The sequence below is a fragment of the Winogradskyella maritima genome (genome assembly GCF_042650215.1).
GTDB classification, from domain to species: domain Bacteria; phylum Bacteroidota; class Bacteroidia; order Flavobacteriales; family Flavobacteriaceae; genus Winogradskyella; species Winogradskyella maritima.
This window is the reverse complement of record NZ_JBHSAT010000004.1, coordinates 995,901-1,010,859: the sequence shown is the minus strand read 5'-3', so window position 1 is coordinate 1,010,859 and position 14,959 is coordinate 995,901. Positions and strand designations below refer to the sequence as shown.

The window sequence follows — 14,959 nt, the reverse complement described above, 5'->3', positions numbered from 1 at the left end:
AAAAATCCAAGTGCGATATTGAACAACGACGAAGAGGACATATTTAATTTTAAAGACGAGGCCTCGAAACAGACCAACTACCACGCCTTGATTCCGAAAAGGCGTGAAGGCATCGTTATTTTACATCTTTATGATGGCGTAGTTTCGGGTAGATATGACAACGGAAGGTTCACGGGTGATGAAATCCATCGACTTTTTGAGGTCACGATGACCGCTAAAGAAAAGCGCACTAAATATGTGAAGTCCTATAACAAGAATAGGATAATACGTTTGCAGAAGTTCTTTTTGAGCTACGACGAAGAGACGCGAACCTATTCCTTTCAAGAGTACGGTCTCAACTTCTGCGAAACAGCAAAGGAAACACTTGCTGGTAGTTTCGAACCAACAGAGATTCAGGTTATCTGTTCTTCGCTGAAAAAATTATTAAATGAAGCTTTAGAGTATGATGAAGCTCTTAAAGAATGGTTCGAGATACATTTTAAATACTATCATCCCACACTCAAAAAACATATCGACTATCTGGACCGGCAAATAGATGATTCGGTTTCAAAACTGAGGAAGGATACCCTTGCCCAAAATATAAAGCCACTACAGTTACTTGAAAATGTCAGCGATGATTTAAAGGATGTTCAGAAGAAAAATGAGGATTTGCGAGGCGCTTTCAACGAAACCAATTCTATCAGTCAACTGCTCACGGAAATAGATACTGATAATCGAGAACTGCTTGACCTTATTGAAGAAAAGGTTCAATTTTTTGAAGAGATTCAACGAAGGCTACGTGGTACCGACAGAAGACTGGACAGGATACAACCCAAGATTAAGCAATTGTTTGCCGCTTTTCGCAACCCAGAGTACAGCGCACAGACCGATAGGTTCATTCGGTTTTTGCTCAAATATTCCACGCTGAAAAAAGCCTCAAATGATAAACAGGTCGTTTTTCCTAAAGAAATACCAAATGTGCTTTTAAAGTTTAAAAGGCCAAGGCATATTCATTTTGATAGGGACAGGGATTTGTTCCCCACACGCTCAAAACCCAGAACAACATACGAGCCCGACTTAGAGGCCGAAAAAGAGAACCAAGCCATTCTCGACAAGGCCTATGCCGATTCTGAAAGTATTGAGAATTGGGTTAATCTGATTTTTGCCGAATTGAGGCAGAGCAAACAACTGAACCTTTCAGAAATGTATTTTAGGGTGCTAAAGGATTCTACAGATTTCACTATTGCAACCAAGGTATTCTTCAACATCTTAGATATAGGTTACGATAAGGAAGAATACCATATTGAAATTGATAAAAACAAACTTGTAAAACAAGAAGGACTTATACTATGGAATACAATATTAACGGAACATTAGACTTTTTAAAGTTTCTGGCTGCACCAGATGCGCGGACCTATTTTGGTGAAGTGGACTATTATCTAAAAGATGGCATCCATATACAGGAATATGGTGACCAAATTCTATATTATAGGTTCTTAAAAAAACACAGGACAGACCTCGAAGAATTCTACACCTATTATTATGGCATTCAGCTCAAAGAGGAAAATACTGAAGGTGACTCGTATTTCTTTTTGGATTTCAATAAATCAAGTCGAATCAAAATTCCGTGGACTTATCGGGACATCCTTAAGAATGAATACGCCATCATAGGCATCATCACCTATAAAATAATCTACCACGAAGGTAATGTAGAATTGAACAGCATCTCACAACTTCAAGAGATGATACGGAACGACTATGAAGAATATAAGGAAGGTCTAATCAAATTACTGGCACAATCCGGTAGCGACATCAAGCTATCTGACGACGATGAACGTATCGATTCGGTTGTACACAATGCTCTGAGAAGCTTCAAACGCCTTGGCTGGATGGATATTGACAACGATTACTTTGAACCCAGAGTATCCTTTAACCGCATCAATTCGGTTTACGAAAAACAAATAAAGGATATCGATAACATCATCGCCAACTATCAATGAAGGACTTTCCGAGAATACACAGCTTAGGCACCATAAATATCATTCATCATCAGCATTTTGACTATGAATTGCATCCGTTTAGAACTGACTTCACGGGTGATAGTGCGGTAGGTAAAAGCATCATCACCGACCTTTTACAATTAATTATTATCGGTTCAACGGAATATGAATCCTCTACGACTGGACAAGACGATAGACCGTTCAATACATTGGTCATAGAGTCGAGCGAAAAAGGTGATTATGGCTATGCCTATCTCAATATTGAAGTCGCTAAAGAAGAATATCTTTTAATGGGTTGTTACATAGAGCGGAATGCCAAAATGAGCCAAGCTTTTATAGTACAAGGTGGCCTCGATTTTGAACAACAGTCGTTTGAGCCCTTTCAGAAACCATTTGTTGTGGAAGATTTTGTTGACGAAGGTAATCTTCTGACTTTGGTAGATTTGGACGCTAAGTTGAACCAGACCGAACACTACGGTTGTAAAATCTATCAGTATTTCAAAGATTACCACGAGGCATTGTTCAATAACAATTTACTGCCCATTGATATCGCTAGCAGTAAAAGTGCGTTGCAAGATTATGCCAAAATCCTACAGGCGTTTTCCAGAAAAGGGATTTCTGTAAAAAGTGATGTAAAACTTCAAGAATTCTTGTTTGGAAAAGAAAAGAGCCAAACGTATTACAACACTTATTTAGAAGCGGTCAAAAAGTTTGAGGACTCTGTAAATACGCATCGGGCCAATAAAGCATATATCACACAGATGAAGGCAAAGAGCGATAATATCGAGAAATTGTACGAACTTAAAAAGCTAAAAGATAAAACCGAAAGAGTGTTTATTGAAGTAGCTTGGAACTATCAAAAGCGTATCAAAAAACAAAGCAAGAAAAGCATAAAAATGGTGCTCAAAAATTACTTAGATGCACGGAAAAACTTACAACAGCTAAATGAATTAAAGGCAAATAAACTTCGTGAGGTACAAGAACAAATTAATACACAAAGACCCAAGGAAGATGAGTTGACTATTGAGTTCAATGCTTATAAAAAACGTATGGAACTGCTGAATAGCGCTAAAACGGTAAAGGAAGAACTTCAGCTTAATACCGATACCCAATTACAAGAAATCATCAAGGACTATTTAGAGCAACAGAAGTTTGATGAGGCATTGACGATTCTAAACGCAAAGCTTGAAAAAGTAGGATTGACCAAAGCGTTTTCGGTAATAGATTTTAATCAAGATTTGAAGCAAATCGTAGACCAGCAAGATGACGACATAAAAACCTTGAAAGATAAGCTGTCGTTGGCAAAGGAACTCATAAAGTTCAATGACTTCAACAATCCGGAAACACTATCCTATTGGATTTTAAACCGTGGCAAAGCTTGTTCGCCGATTGAGGAAAGCCTACTGAGACATTTTCAAGATTTGAATACGGCAATGCCTAAATCACCAAAAGCCGATGCACGATACATTCCAAACCCACAACATCTCATTTCGGTATTAGGTAAAGAAGATATTGAAGTAATCGATGATCATTTTTGGTTGAATTTATCCGGACTTAGTATTTACATCAAAAAAGTTGAAAAACAGATTTTTGACACCGATGATAGCAGCAAGATTAAAGATGTGCTTCTGGAAACCCAAAAAGAGAATCAAGAACAACTAAATAAAGTTGAAAACAGAATAGGTAACATCAAAACCTTAAGGTCGTTTCTACTCAACGAACTTTCACAAATACCAAATGCTATACCTGCTTGGCTCGGCAGAAAAAATGAGGGCATTGCAACCAAAGCCAAAGTTGAACTGGCAAAAATAGCCCAAGGTGATATCGACCAGATTTTAGAAGATTTAAACAATGAAGATAAGCTTCTAAAATTATACCAAGAATCCAAAAAACAAAAAGATGGCCAGAGTCAATTACTACGGTACTTGGAAAGTATTGAACAACAGTTACCACAGATTGAAACTGTGGATATAGATACATTGGAAGAGCATATAGAAACGCTACTGGAAGAGCATCAGATTTCGCGAAAGCGAAAAGATAAAACGTTTGCTTTTCAGGAAAAATCCTATGCCTTAGATTATCAAAAGGAATACACCAAACAAAATAACATCCTGAACGAGACAGACCAGCTTGATAAGCTGCTTGAAAAATACGACACATCCAAAAAGCGCATCCTTGAGATTGAAACCGTTTTTCCCAATTGGCTACGTGAGTTTTCTGATATGAAAATTGGTCAAGAAGATTATGACGATTCCAAAGATAAATACAACAATATTTCTGAAGCTTATGTAAAACAATTTGATGCAATGCTCATCGCTTATCAACTTCAAGATAAATCCACTCAGTTTGAAGAGGACAAAAACTTTATGGAACTGGTACGCCTCTTATTACCGCATAGCCTGTTCAAGCAAATCTCATTTGTAGAAGCTGCCGTCATACCTAAAATACTTGAACATCTCGACGAGATAAACGATTCCATTGCAAGGCTCAACCAGAATAAGCTGAGAAGCATCCGGGATATTTTACAAGAACTTAGGTCGACCATTAACAATCAAGTTTCCCATAGCCGAAAAATGAACAGCTTTTTTAAAGAGGACTATATGATTATAAGCGGTGAAAATACCGCTTCGCTAAAGGCGGACTTCAGGAAGGATATTTCATTGAAATGGATTAATGATTTTCTCGCCAACATAGGTAAATTAGACTATGGCATTTTTGACCACGAGAATAGCCTGACCTCAAAATTGGACGACCTGCCGACCATTGAAGAAAAAATCCTTTTGGCTTATAAAGAATACAGTCCAGCACCTTTGCCGAGCGTTAGTATTAGAGAATTGCTAAACCCCTTTTCTTATTACACGTTGGATTATAAACTGCTCACGAAAAGCGGAAAGAAAAATTCGGGCAGTACTGGGCAAACCTACTCATCTATAGCCTTGCTATGTATCGCCAAACTCTCTTTGATAAAAGATGGCAAGGTAAATAAGAATCCTGGACTTCGGTTTTTGAGTATTGATGAAGCCGAGGGCATAGGTTCAAATTTTGATATGTTAAAGGAATTGGCGGAAGAATTTGACTATCAAATCATTTCCATAGGTATTAACCCCAATAAGCTGTCCAGAAAAAATCAATACATCTACAGGCTTTCAAAACGGAAAGACCACGATAGGATAAATCATCAACCATCCGTAATATTTAGCGAACTGTAGACATATGAGAAAAGAAATCACTTGGCGGCAGTTAAAAGGCTTGCATCAACTTTATGAAAACAAAAGCACACGGGTAAAGTTGATGAGCAATGTATTCGTTAAAAAAGTTATCTACGAAAATCTGCAACACATAAAACATCGAGATGGTAATCCAGATGTAATTGAGAAAAATGACGGATTTGACAAGTACTTTAGAGACAACTTGCTCGACCAGTATCAGTACTATGCCGAGTTCTTTGAAAGTGTAGGCATTGAGATTTCAGCAAGGCGTACCTATTCACAGGATATTTTGGAAACCCTCGTCCTTATTCATAAAAACAGGGAAGAACTGAGGAAAAAACTATCCACGGCAAGAATTTTCTCAAGTAATTTTTTTGAGGACAAAGATTCTAAGTTCTTAGATGACCAACGACAATTAAAAAAAGATATCTTAACCATTTTAGGTGTTGAGAAATTCCCAAGAGAATCACCTAAAGACCAACAGTACCGTTTAGTTGTAGACTGCCTTAATCCCAAATATATTTTGCTCTGCGAGAACATTGACTTTCTCAAAGACCCTTTTGAATTTAGAAAGAATAACATTGAACTCTGGTATGTTGGTGGGAACAACACCAAAAAATTGCACGAGCTTCCAACTGATAAAATTCACTTTCCCTTTTTCTATGTCTGCGATTGGGATTACCACGGTATGGATATCTATGCCAGAATAAAGAAAATTGTAAATGATAAGAAAAAAGAAATCACTCTAATCTTGCCTGCCAATCCTATGCTAAAACCTATGAAATCTGGAAAGCACGATAGCAAATGGCAAGATGCACCTTTCTCTGGTCTTAAGCAAGATAGTTTTAATGAAAAGGAAAAAGCCTTAATCGAAGAACTAATAGCAAAAAATAAATGGATTGAAGAGCAGACCATTGACCCGATACCTCTAATAATAAACAATACTGATGGAACATTACCAAAGACTAATTAAGAAAAATGAGGCTACAGGAATTCGGGTGGTTCTGCAATATGTGCGTGAGTTTTGGGAATCGGGCTGGCAAGAAAACGAAGCCAGAAATGACAAAGGTATTGATGGTAGGATATTACTACACAAAAAAGGTATTGAACTTGGTGTGGGCATCAATTGCCAAGTCAAGTGTGGCTTTAATTACATTTCAAGTGTTAATAGTGATGAGATAAGGATTTCCATTTCCAACCAAGAGAAGTTTCTGAAGCATTTAGACTATTGGCACCAACAACACGACCCGACTATTCTGGTATTTGTAAACCCCTTCAAACGTCAACGGGATAAAAGCGGGAATCCGTTAAAAGGTGAAAATGGTAAATTCCTTACCATCGAAAATAGGTTGAATCCTAAAGCTTGGTGGGTGAATTTAAAAGATGCGTCCATACTACCTGAAGATACATCAACAATTATCGCCATACCCAAGAAGAATACATTTGGTGAGCATTCCAAAGGCGACTTTCTAAAATTGATTAGACCGCTGGTAAAAATCCAAGGCCTGTTCAATCTTGCTCTAAATAAATATAGCAAAGCATTGTTAAATTCAGACTCTTTAAAAAAGGATGCCAAGAGTTTTTATCAATCTTGGAAATCTGGTCTTGATAACGGTAAAATGTATTGTAGAGCAGTAGATGCGCATATCAGAATATCCAAAACTGGCTGGAACCATATCACGGCCAGTCGCCGTGGTAAAGAACGACGGGTCAATTCCTTTAGACTTTTAGGTGTGGCCAAACAAATCATAGAAGAAGCGGAAAAAGCCATACTTATCGACCAAAATAAATGGTGGTTTGAGCTTGAGCAGAAATATGGTCTAAGGGCAAGAATCGAAACAGCCCAAGGACAAAGTATTGTTCAGGTTGTACTACTCAGAAGAAAATCGGTGAACAAGGAAAAAGGTACTTGGTGGTTTTATAGCGTACACTATAGAACTTAGATGCAATTCCCTTGTTTTATCGTCCTGTTTAGTGGAATGCCTTGCGTTTAAAACGCTTAAAATAGCCGGAAAAGCACCTAAACCTATAGAAATAACAAGATAGAAATAATTTTAGAATTATCTTGATTTGAGATAGGTCTTTACGGAAATCCAAACCTCTAATACAATAGAGCGCAACAAAGTATAAAGCTCAACATAAAAATTCTTCATCGCTTTAGCTTTTTTTTGGTTTTTAACCCACTCAAAATAGAAAGCGCAATCGCCAAAACATTATCTTCTTCGTTAAGGTGCCTTGCTTCATCGCTATTTGACAGAAAGCCCAATTCCAATAAAACCGTAGGGCAATAATCCACCGTTTCCCGAAGCACTTGAAAGTTGCCAAACTTTACACCACGGCTTTTATAACCAATATGCTGTTTCATACCAAGTTGAAGCTGGTGAGCCATAAGAATCGATTCACGAACGTACTTCCCCTTTAGAGGTACAAAAACTTCAATACCCCTTGCATTCGGATTGTTGGAATGATTGCAATGCAGGGAAATGAACATATCCGCCTTTACCGTCTCAGCAAGTTCTGCCCTATGCTGTAATGATACCAGCGTATCGGTAAAGCGTGTGAGATAGATGTCATACCTGTTATTTAAAAAAGTTTCGTTGACCCTCACGATTTCCTTAGCGATTTTGAGCACCAAATCTTTTTCTTGACACTCATTAATACCTGTGGCACCGGAATCACTTCCGCCGTGGCCAGGGTCAATAATTACAACTGTTTTTCTATTGTTTTCGGTTTGGGCCAGAGTTGTCATTGGTACCATCCAAAATGTTAGAATCAATAAAGTGAGTAAGCGATCCATAATTATACGTTTACTGCACAATTTGTAAAGAATGGGTTCAATCTTTAAGAATCTTCCAAAGTTTAACAGGATTTCGAGTTAAAGTTTAGCGAATTTCTACCCATACTCTCTTTTACCAATAGATTTCGCAAAGATTATTTATCAACGCCCTCATCAGGCATCTAAAAACGAACAGTTATGAAAAAATCAATGTCTATGTTGATTGCGTTGCTGCTCATCTCGGCACCCGCCTTTGCACAAATCGGTGGTATAGAAGACTCGGTAAACGATGTCTCAGATACCATTCGCGCCATCTTTCCGATAATTCTTGGGGTCATCTTTTTGATTGGTTTCCTGTTCAACGCAGGACATTTCTTTGGGGAAAATGCCGACCTCAAAAAAGGGATTACCAGAGTGCTGGTCTTTGTACTTATCGCAGGTGCCGTCGTGGGCATATTTACCTACCTCATTTCAATCGTGGTTTAAGCCTCTAAGAGGCATTTTTTAAAAAGTGTTATGAAGAAATTTGAGGTCTATAGAAACATCAGGAAGCGGGCGATGATTTTCGGTCTGCCCGTTTCCTTGTTTGCCCTGCAAATGGTCTCGGTAGTGGCCTCACTTTTGGTCATCATCTTTTCCTTCAGTTTTGGGATAATTCTTAGCGCAATGGTTTTTAACGCCATACTCTTTGTGGCACTGACCCGAATGGCCAAAAACCCACAACTGCTGCAGACCATCAATGCCTTTCCAAAAAGTATCAGCAATAAAAGAAATTCTGGTTTTAACTATGAAGAAGATTAACCTCTCGGCATATCGACCCATTGCGGATATTCAAGACAATATCATTTTTGCCAATAATGGCAATGTGGTCTTGTGCTATGAGGGCATTCTACCGGAAATCTATTCGCTTTCAGAAAAGGATTTTGAGGACATTCACGGTGCCTGGTTTCAGGCTTTAAAATCACTTCCTGTGGGCACAGCTGTCCATAAACAGGATATCTACCTGAAGAAATCCTATTCTGCAGAACAACTTCCCAATAACACCTTTCTCGAAAAAGCGACATATGCACATTTTAAAGGACGTGAGTATATGGAACACAAATGCTACTTGTTCTTTATACTGACCAAAAACAAGACACTCAATAATCCAAAATATGTCAATCCATTCCGGAAGGTTTCCAAGGGTATCGTCCAGAAATTGGATGACAATGTGAACAGCTTTATAGGTTCGGTCAGCGATTCGGTTTCCTTTATCAATAATAGCCGGAAGATGGAATTTGTTCCGCTTAAAGCGAAAGAAATCCAACATCTAACAAATGGCTATTTCAATGGTTTTAACGAAGGTTTTGACACCGACATTATTCTCGATAAGAGCAACGTAAATATTGGCGAAAACTATTTTGATGCCCTTGCGGTAAACAGCGAGCTGTGCTTTGGCGAAAGCGTACAAAGCAGTAAGACCAATGAGCGATTTACTTCTGACGATTTTGTCTTTCACCAGGGATTCATCGATGGCCTTGGTCTGACCTTGACCGAAAACCATATCGTCAATCAAATCCTGTATCTCGACGACAAACAGAAATGGCGGAAACTGCTCGACAAAAAGATTGAGGAACTGAACAAGAGTTCCAACTTCGGTTCGCAAAATAAAGTGGTACTTGGTAAAATCCAGCACATTCTTGACCAAATCAATGCCGATGACAATGCACGGATAATCCGTGGTCATCTCAACATCATCTTTTGGGCCAAGGAAGCCAAAGAGTTGAGCAAGATAGGTTCAAAGATAAAAACTGAATTCAAAGAACTGGATATTATCTCGTACTACCCTCGTGGTGAAGAGCGCAAGAACTATATCCTAAATAGTTACTGTTGTTTCTCATCCAACTTTTCGAACAATGATTTGTACGTTACCGATTTAAAGCACGCACTTTGCCTGCTAATCAACAACACCAACTACAAATCTGATGAAACCGGAATCATCTTTAATGACCGTGAGCATAACATTCCGGTATTAAAGGATGTTTGAGACGAACGCAAAAAGCGCATCAAGGCCCGAAACTTTGCCATTTTCGCCCCCACAGGTGAAGGCAAGTCATTTCTCGCCAATAACATACTGCGCCAATATTTTGAAAGTGGCGTTCGCCTGGTCATCATTGACCTGGGTGGTTCGTACACCAAATTTGCCAAGCTCTATCCTGAAAAATATACCGTTCTTCGTTATGAAAGCGGAAAAAATCTGGGTATCAATCCATTTTTTATCAGCGACCAAAACGACCTCACACCAGAGCGCCTTGAAGATTTGTCGGTATTTCTTTTTGAGCTTTTTGCTTCAGACTTAAAAGTGACCAAGGCTCAATCGGTTTCCATTAAAAAGATACTGCGATACTACTACGACAGCACCTTGGAAAATCATTCGCTGGACGGGTTCTACAATTTTATAGAAGGGCATCAAAACAATCTTTTGAAGAGCCTAAAAATCCATCCCGACTACTTCAATGTGACGAGCTTTTTGCACGTAATGTCAGAGTATGTCGACGATGGTCTATACAGCTTCCTATTTGAGGTGAGCGAAGACCAGACCTATAAAATCGAGGATAAACGCCTCATCGTTTTTGAGCTGGATGAAGTGAAGGACAACAAGGAAATCCTTTCTGTAATGTTGAAGCTGATAAAGTCGGCCATCCAGAGAACCATTTGGAAAAATCGCGCGGAAAAGGGTATTATCCTCTTCGATGAGTTTGCCAAACAGTTAAAGTTTGATAACGTACTGGAAAGTGTGGAATTCTACTATCAAGCCATCCGGAAACAAAATGGTGCGATAGGTATTATTCTTCAATCCATCAATCAATTACCGAACAATAGTACATCAGCAAGTATTCTCGAAAATACACAAGTGGTATATAGCCTGAACAACGAAAAAGGCTACGCAGAACTGGTAAAGCGATTGAACCTATCCAGCCACGACCTGAACCAATTAAAATCCATCAAAAACAATCTTACCGGTCCTCGGAAGTACACCGAAATGTTCATCAAAATTGGAAAGGAAAGTAACATTTTCCGGCTTGAAGTGCCGAAGGAAGTCTATGCGGCTTACCTCACGGATGGCAAGGAAAACGAGACCATAATGGCCATTTATAATAAGACAAATAATATGGAAGAAGCCATAAAACAATTCACATCTAAAACATAAAGCTATGAAGACAAAAATTTTAATTATCGCAACAGCATTCATCTTTTTACTGCCTGCACGCGCTGCGTGCCAGGGAATGCCGGTTTATGACAACACCAACTTTATCAGCTTGGTAAAACAACTGTTGGAATCGGGTAAGCAGACGGCAGAAATGATTAAGTCCGTAAAATTTTTAAAGGATGCCAAAGAAGCCATAGAAAAGGTTTCCAACGTGGTTAGGCAGCTTAAGGCTGTTGAGGAAATTAGTAGTAACAACCAACGGCTTATCGAGGTAATGCAAAATGACTTACAGGATATTTTGAACTCGCCCTACATCAAACCTGATGAAGTGAATCGGGTGATGGAATCCTTTGATGCCATTGTACAGAACTCTCTGGACACGGTTGATTTTATAGACGAAATCTTATCCAGCGATTACCTAAAAATGAGCGATGCCGAACGTGCCGAAGTCCTCAAAAAGAAAGAGGCGGAATCAAGGGAAATGGTATCAAACATTACCATTAGAACGAAGCGTTACCGAGATATCATCTCATTCAGAAAGATGCAGGACAAAGTGAATAACCGTGAAACAGAATATTAAACAATGTCAATAGGGCTGGAATATATCGATACGGTTTTTCAAACCATACAGGCAAGTGCTTTTTCGCAATATACCATTGCCGGAATGAAAACACTTGCGGTACTGTTCTTCCTGGTCAATATCCTTAAAAAATACAATGAGGGTATTGCAGATAAGGATGGGTATTCTTGGGGGCTGAATCCTGGGGAATTGGCCAAGAACTTCGCCATTGTGCTCTTGGTCATTTTCTCGACTCAGGTCTTGGGATTTTTCGATGGCATTTTGGTTGCTATCGAAGGGCAATACCGTGGAACGGCGCCAGCGCTTTTACCCTTACAATTACAAGACCTACCACTTGAAGAGGAAGTAGGTCTTCTTGACGCTGCGAGTATGGCAATGACACTACTCTATGAAGCCTTGGTAACACCATTATACGGGTTCAAAATATTAGCATTTATCCTTAGTACCATACTCTGGATATTGGATTTGTTTATCTATCCGCTATTCTTGGCAGAGCGTTTTTTTCTTTTGGGTATAATGCAGGCCTTTTTTCCATTGGTCATTAGTTTGGCGGTTTTTGAGAAGTTCCGGTCGCTGGCCTATAATTTTTTTAAACTATACGCTGCGGTGTATATGTTGGTGCCTGCCTTCTTTTTGGTCAATGTATTTATCAATGCCATTTATAATGAAATCAATGCTAACTTCTGGGTCAATCTTTTTGGAAGCGACACTTGGGAAGGTTTTTTTGCACCCGTAGTACAACTGGGCTCAGTTGGCTTTATCGTGTTTCTAAAGTTCAAGCTCTACAGACGCGCCACCTCTTTTACACTCAGACTTTTTAGCAACTAAAACTCTTCCAATGAAAACACCCTATAAAAACATATATGCCGTTTTGAAAATGAACCGTTTTATCGTACTTGCGGTGGTTATTTCTGCGATGCTATCGTCATTCTTCTCGGTTTGGATGGCCTACAACATCAACCAAAAAGCATTGAACAGCGCTTTTGCCGTAAATACCGATGGTTCAATAATTCCATTGAAACTGGTGGCACAAAAAGAGAACTTTAAGGTAGAGGCACTCTCGCATTTGGATTTGTTTCATACCTATTTCTATAACATCGATGCCAGCAACTATGAGCGTAATTTGAAAAAGGCACTTTGGCTAGGCAATAGTTCTGTGGATAATCTGTACCGTCAGAAAAAGGCCGATGGTGTTTATAACAGGCTGCTACAATATTCTCTTGTACAAAAGGTACTGCGTATTGAATCCCAGATTGAAAAACAGAGTGAGACTTATGCCTTTAGAACCGTGACAGTTTTTGAAATCAATCGCGGTTCCATTATCGATACCTATGAGTTGGTCTCAACAGGAAATCTGATAGCCGTTGATAGGCATTTCCCTAACAATCCACACGGATTGCTCATTACCAATTATTTCGAAAACACACTAAAAAAATTAGACTATGAAGGTAGAAAAGAATAAAATCGTCTTTGCAGCGGTGCTGGCCACCGTCCTCATATTTCTCATTGGCTATTCGATGATAGTGATGGGCGATGATGAAAATGAGAGTGAAAGCCTTGAACAGACCCTTGTTCCAGAACTTAATGAAGAGCAAAAAGAATATGATTCTAAACTGGATGCTATCAACGATTTGAAAGAAGTACGCGAAACCAATGCACCCAGTATCTATGATGAAAAGCTATTGGATTCAACTGGACTGTACAATCCCGATTTACCCGAACAACAAAGACAACGCATTGTGGACAGTATCTATGATGCCGGCAAGATTAAGTATTCTGAAGAGCGGTATCAAAATTTAGGTCAAAAGCGAGTGGTTCAAAAAACCGCACCAAAAGTGGATTCCGCAGAAGTCGTTAGAGCACAAAAAATCGAGGCAAAAGAACTGGGCTTGGAACACCAACTGTTCTTTGCCGCTTCGCCCAAGCCCAATGAACTTTCCATCATTGGCAATACGGATGAAACCATTTACGTGGTGGTAGATGGCGACCAAGTTGTGCAAGCAAATACCCGATTGCGTATGCGCCTGATCCAATCGGCTACTATCAATGGTAAGCCGATGCCTAAGAACACACCCATTTTCGGATTTATCAGTTTTCAGCCCAATCGTGCCTTGATTGCTATTGAAAATATAAAACATCATCCTACCAAACTCAAAGCCGTCGACTTGCTCGACGGTAGCGAGGGTATTTACGTAGAGAACAACTTTAGGGAAGAAGTTTCGAGAGAAGTACTCGATGATGTTATTGGGGATATCAATATCCCAAGTGTTCCACAAGTAAGCGGAATCACACAAGTATTCAGGCGCTCTAATCGAAGGGTAAAAGTAACCGTTCTGAACAATTACAGATTAATTCTAAAACCCAGACTATGAAAACGACCATTTTAATATTAGCAATACTGATTTCCGCTTTCGCACCTCGATTATGCTCAGCTCAGGCTAAAGCAGATTCAACGACAATTCTTGACACCATTTATGCAAACGACACCAAGAATGTTGCGCTGTTCTTTCCAAAACCCATTCGTCAAGGTATCACCGGCGCGGATAATTTTGTCTTTACCTATAATCGTGAGAAAGAACAGTATTTTGGGTTACTTCAAGCCAAGCCAGGGAAGGAAAGTAATTTACTGGTAATCAATAGAAATGGCTCAATTTTTTCGTATATTGTAAAGTACAGAAAACAGCTTTCTAAGCTTAATTATTTCATTCCTGCATCGCATAGTATCGGGAATGAAAAGCCGATTATAACTGATTCCATTCTTGCTGAATCTTCTGAAGAGCGTGTAGATAACAGAACGTATTATTATCAAAAATTCTGCACATACCTTCTCAATAGAAAACAACGCATTGGTCGAATTAAGAAGCGAACTGAAGGTATTTTTTTGAGTGTTGAAAATATCGTTTTTGATAAAGAAGAACTGTACTTCGTTATCCAGATTGAGAATAATTCTACCTTGGATTATGATATGAATTTCCTGAACCTTTCGGTTGAAACGAGGGCAAATGGGAAGATGAAATCGATACAACGCCTGTATCAAGAGCCGCTATACAAACATAAGCTGCCTTCAAAAATCGCAGAAGGTGAAATGGTGCGGTTCGCTTATGTGTTGCCCAAATTTTCATTATCCAATGACCGTAGGGCCATTTTAGAACTGAATGAAAAAGATGGCGAACGTAATGTAGAGCTGAAACTATCGCATAGATATATCAATAACCCAAATTAAAA

13 protein-coding genes and 1 pseudogene are annotated in these 14,959 nt (G+C 39.0%); 13 read left to right on the top strand and 1 reads right to left on the bottom strand.

What is annotated here, in order from left to right; all coding sequences use genetic code 11:
- Positions 1 to 18: 18 nt before the first annotated feature.
- Genes ACFOSX_RS05590 through ACFOSX_RS05570 form a run of 5 tightly spaced genes read left to right on the top strand, consistent with a single transcriptional unit; the run spans position 19 to position 7,131 of the window.
- Positions 19 to 1,356, top strand: coding sequence for a hypothetical protein (locus ACFOSX_RS05590; RefSeq protein ID WP_386097851.1), 1,338 nt, complete (start codon positions 19 to 21; stop codon positions 1,354 to 1,356).
- Positions 1,329 to 1,979, top strand: a complete 651-nt coding sequence (locus ACFOSX_RS05585; protein WP_386097849.1) for a condensin complex protein MksE — start codon at positions 1,329 to 1,331, stop codon at positions 1,977 to 1,979. The genes ACFOSX_RS05590 and ACFOSX_RS05585 overlap by 28 nt, the downstream gene beginning before the upstream one ends.
- Positions 1,976 to 5,188 (top strand): hypothetical protein, encoded by a 3,213-nt coding sequence (locus ACFOSX_RS05580; RefSeq protein WP_386097847.1) that lies wholly within the window; start codon positions 1,976 to 1,978, stop codon positions 5,186 to 5,188. The genes ACFOSX_RS05585 and ACFOSX_RS05580 overlap by 4 nt, the downstream gene beginning before the upstream one ends.
- A 4-nt stretch (positions 5,189 to 5,192) precedes the next feature.
- Positions 5,193 to 6,161, top strand: a complete 969-nt coding sequence (locus tag ACFOSX_RS05575) for a hypothetical protein (protein ID WP_386097845.1) — start codon at positions 5,193 to 5,195, stop codon at positions 6,159 to 6,161.
- Positions 6,136 to 7,131: a DUF4365 domain-containing protein gene (locus tag ACFOSX_RS05570; RefSeq protein WP_386097843.1), complete on the top strand. Its 996-nt coding sequence runs from the start codon at positions 6,136 to 6,138 to the stop codon at positions 7,129 to 7,131. The genes ACFOSX_RS05575 and ACFOSX_RS05570 overlap by 26 nt, the downstream gene beginning before the upstream one ends.
- A gap of 206 nt (positions 7,132 to 7,337) precedes the next feature.
- Here the strand turns inward: ACFOSX_RS05570 and ACFOSX_RS05565 are convergent, their stop codons facing one another.
- Entirely contained in the window at positions 7,338 to 7,985 is a 648-nt protein-coding gene (locus ACFOSX_RS05565) for an N-acetylmuramoyl-L-alanine amidase family protein (RefSeq protein WP_386097841.1), read from the bottom strand.
- 177 nt (positions 7,986 to 8,162) lie between these two features.
- Between ACFOSX_RS05565 and ACFOSX_RS05560 the strand changes: the two genes are divergently transcribed.
- The 8 genes and pseudogenes from ACFOSX_RS05560 (at position 8,163) to ACFOSX_RS05525 (ending at position 14,957) form a co-directional block, all read left to right on the top strand.
- Positions 8,163 to 8,450 (top strand): hypothetical protein, encoded by a 288-nt coding sequence (locus ACFOSX_RS05560; protein WP_386097839.1) that lies wholly within the window; start codon positions 8,163 to 8,165, stop codon positions 8,448 to 8,450.
- 30 nt (positions 8,451 to 8,480) lie between these two features.
- A complete protein-coding gene (locus ACFOSX_RS05555) occupies positions 8,481 to 8,765 on the top strand; it encodes a hypothetical protein (protein ID WP_386097837.1) in 285 nt (94 codons plus the stop codon).
- A pseudogene (locus ACFOSX_RS05550) lies at positions 8,752 to 11,154 on the top strand (TraG family conjugative transposon ATPase). The gene ACFOSX_RS05555 and the pseudogene ACFOSX_RS05550 overlap by 14 nt, the downstream one beginning before the upstream one ends.
- A gap of 4 nt (positions 11,155 to 11,158) precedes the next feature.
- A complete protein-coding gene (locus ACFOSX_RS05545) occupies positions 11,159 to 11,734 on the top strand; it encodes a conjugal transfer protein (RefSeq protein WP_386097835.1) in 576 nt (191 codons plus the stop codon).
- A 3-nt stretch (positions 11,735 to 11,737) separates the two neighbouring features.
- The gene (locus tag ACFOSX_RS05540; protein ID WP_386097833.1) at positions 11,738 to 12,562 is read left to right on the top strand and encodes a hypothetical protein; all 825 of its coding nucleotides are present in this window, start codon (positions 11,738 to 11,740) and stop codon (positions 12,560 to 12,562) included.
- Positions 12,563 to 12,572: 10 nt separating this feature from the next.
- Positions 12,573 to 13,196: a conjugal transfer protein TraK gene (locus ACFOSX_RS05535; protein ID WP_386097831.1), complete on the top strand. Its 624-nt coding sequence runs from the start codon at positions 12,573 to 12,575 to the stop codon at positions 13,194 to 13,196.
- Positions 13,177 to 14,106, top strand: coding sequence for a conjugative transposon protein TraM (traM, locus tag ACFOSX_RS05530; RefSeq protein ID WP_386097829.1), 930 nt, complete (start codon positions 13,177 to 13,179; stop codon positions 14,104 to 14,106). Before ACFOSX_RS05535 ends, traM begins: the two co-directional genes overlap by 20 nt.
- Complete coding sequence (locus tag ACFOSX_RS05525) at positions 14,103 to 14,957, top strand: DUF4138 domain-containing protein (RefSeq protein WP_386097827.1); 855 nt, start codon at positions 14,103 to 14,105, stop codon at positions 14,955 to 14,957. Before traM ends, ACFOSX_RS05525 begins: the two co-directional genes overlap by 4 nt.
- Positions 14,958 to 14,959: the final 2 nt, after the last annotated feature.

Excerpts from the sequence above, each read along its gene's own strand:
- ACFOSX_RS05585 (WP_386097849.1), top strand. The coding sequence starts at position 1,329 with ATGGAATACAATATTAACGGAACATTAGACTTTTTAAAGTTTCTGGCT.
- ACFOSX_RS05580 (WP_386097847.1), top strand. The coding sequence starts at position 1,976 with ATGAAGGACTTTCCGAGAATACACAGCTTAGGCACCATAAATATCATT.
- ACFOSX_RS05575 (WP_386097845.1), top strand. The coding sequence starts at position 5,193 with ATGAGAAAAGAAATCACTTGGCGGCAGTTAAAAGGCTTGCATCAACTT.
- ACFOSX_RS05570 (WP_386097843.1), top strand. The coding sequence starts at position 6,136 with ATGGAACATTACCAAAGACTAATTAAGAAAAATGAGGCTACAGGAATT.
- ACFOSX_RS05565 (WP_386097841.1), bottom strand. The coding sequence starts at position 7,985 with ATGGATCGCTTACTCACTTTATTGATTCTAACATTTTGGATGGTACCA.
- ACFOSX_RS05560 (WP_386097839.1), top strand. The coding sequence starts at position 8,163 with ATGAAAAAATCAATGTCTATGTTGATTGCGTTGCTGCTCATCTCGGCA.
- ACFOSX_RS05555 (WP_386097837.1), top strand. The coding sequence starts at position 8,481 with ATGAAGAAATTTGAGGTCTATAGAAACATCAGGAAGCGGGCGATGATT.
- ACFOSX_RS05545 (WP_386097835.1), top strand. The coding sequence starts at position 11,159 with ATGAAGACAAAAATTTTAATTATCGCAACAGCATTCATCTTTTTACTG.
- ACFOSX_RS05540 (WP_386097833.1), top strand. The coding sequence starts at position 11,738 with ATGTCAATAGGGCTGGAATATATCGATACGGTTTTTCAAACCATACAG.
- ACFOSX_RS05535 (WP_386097831.1), top strand. The coding sequence starts at position 12,573 with ATGAAAACACCCTATAAAAACATATATGCCGTTTTGAAAATGAACCGT.
- traM (WP_386097829.1), top strand. The coding sequence starts at position 13,177 with ATGAAGGTAGAAAAGAATAAAATCGTCTTTGCAGCGGTGCTGGCCACC.
- ACFOSX_RS05525 (WP_386097827.1), top strand. The coding sequence starts at position 14,103 with ATGAAAACGACCATTTTAATATTAGCAATACTGATTTCCGCTTTCGCA.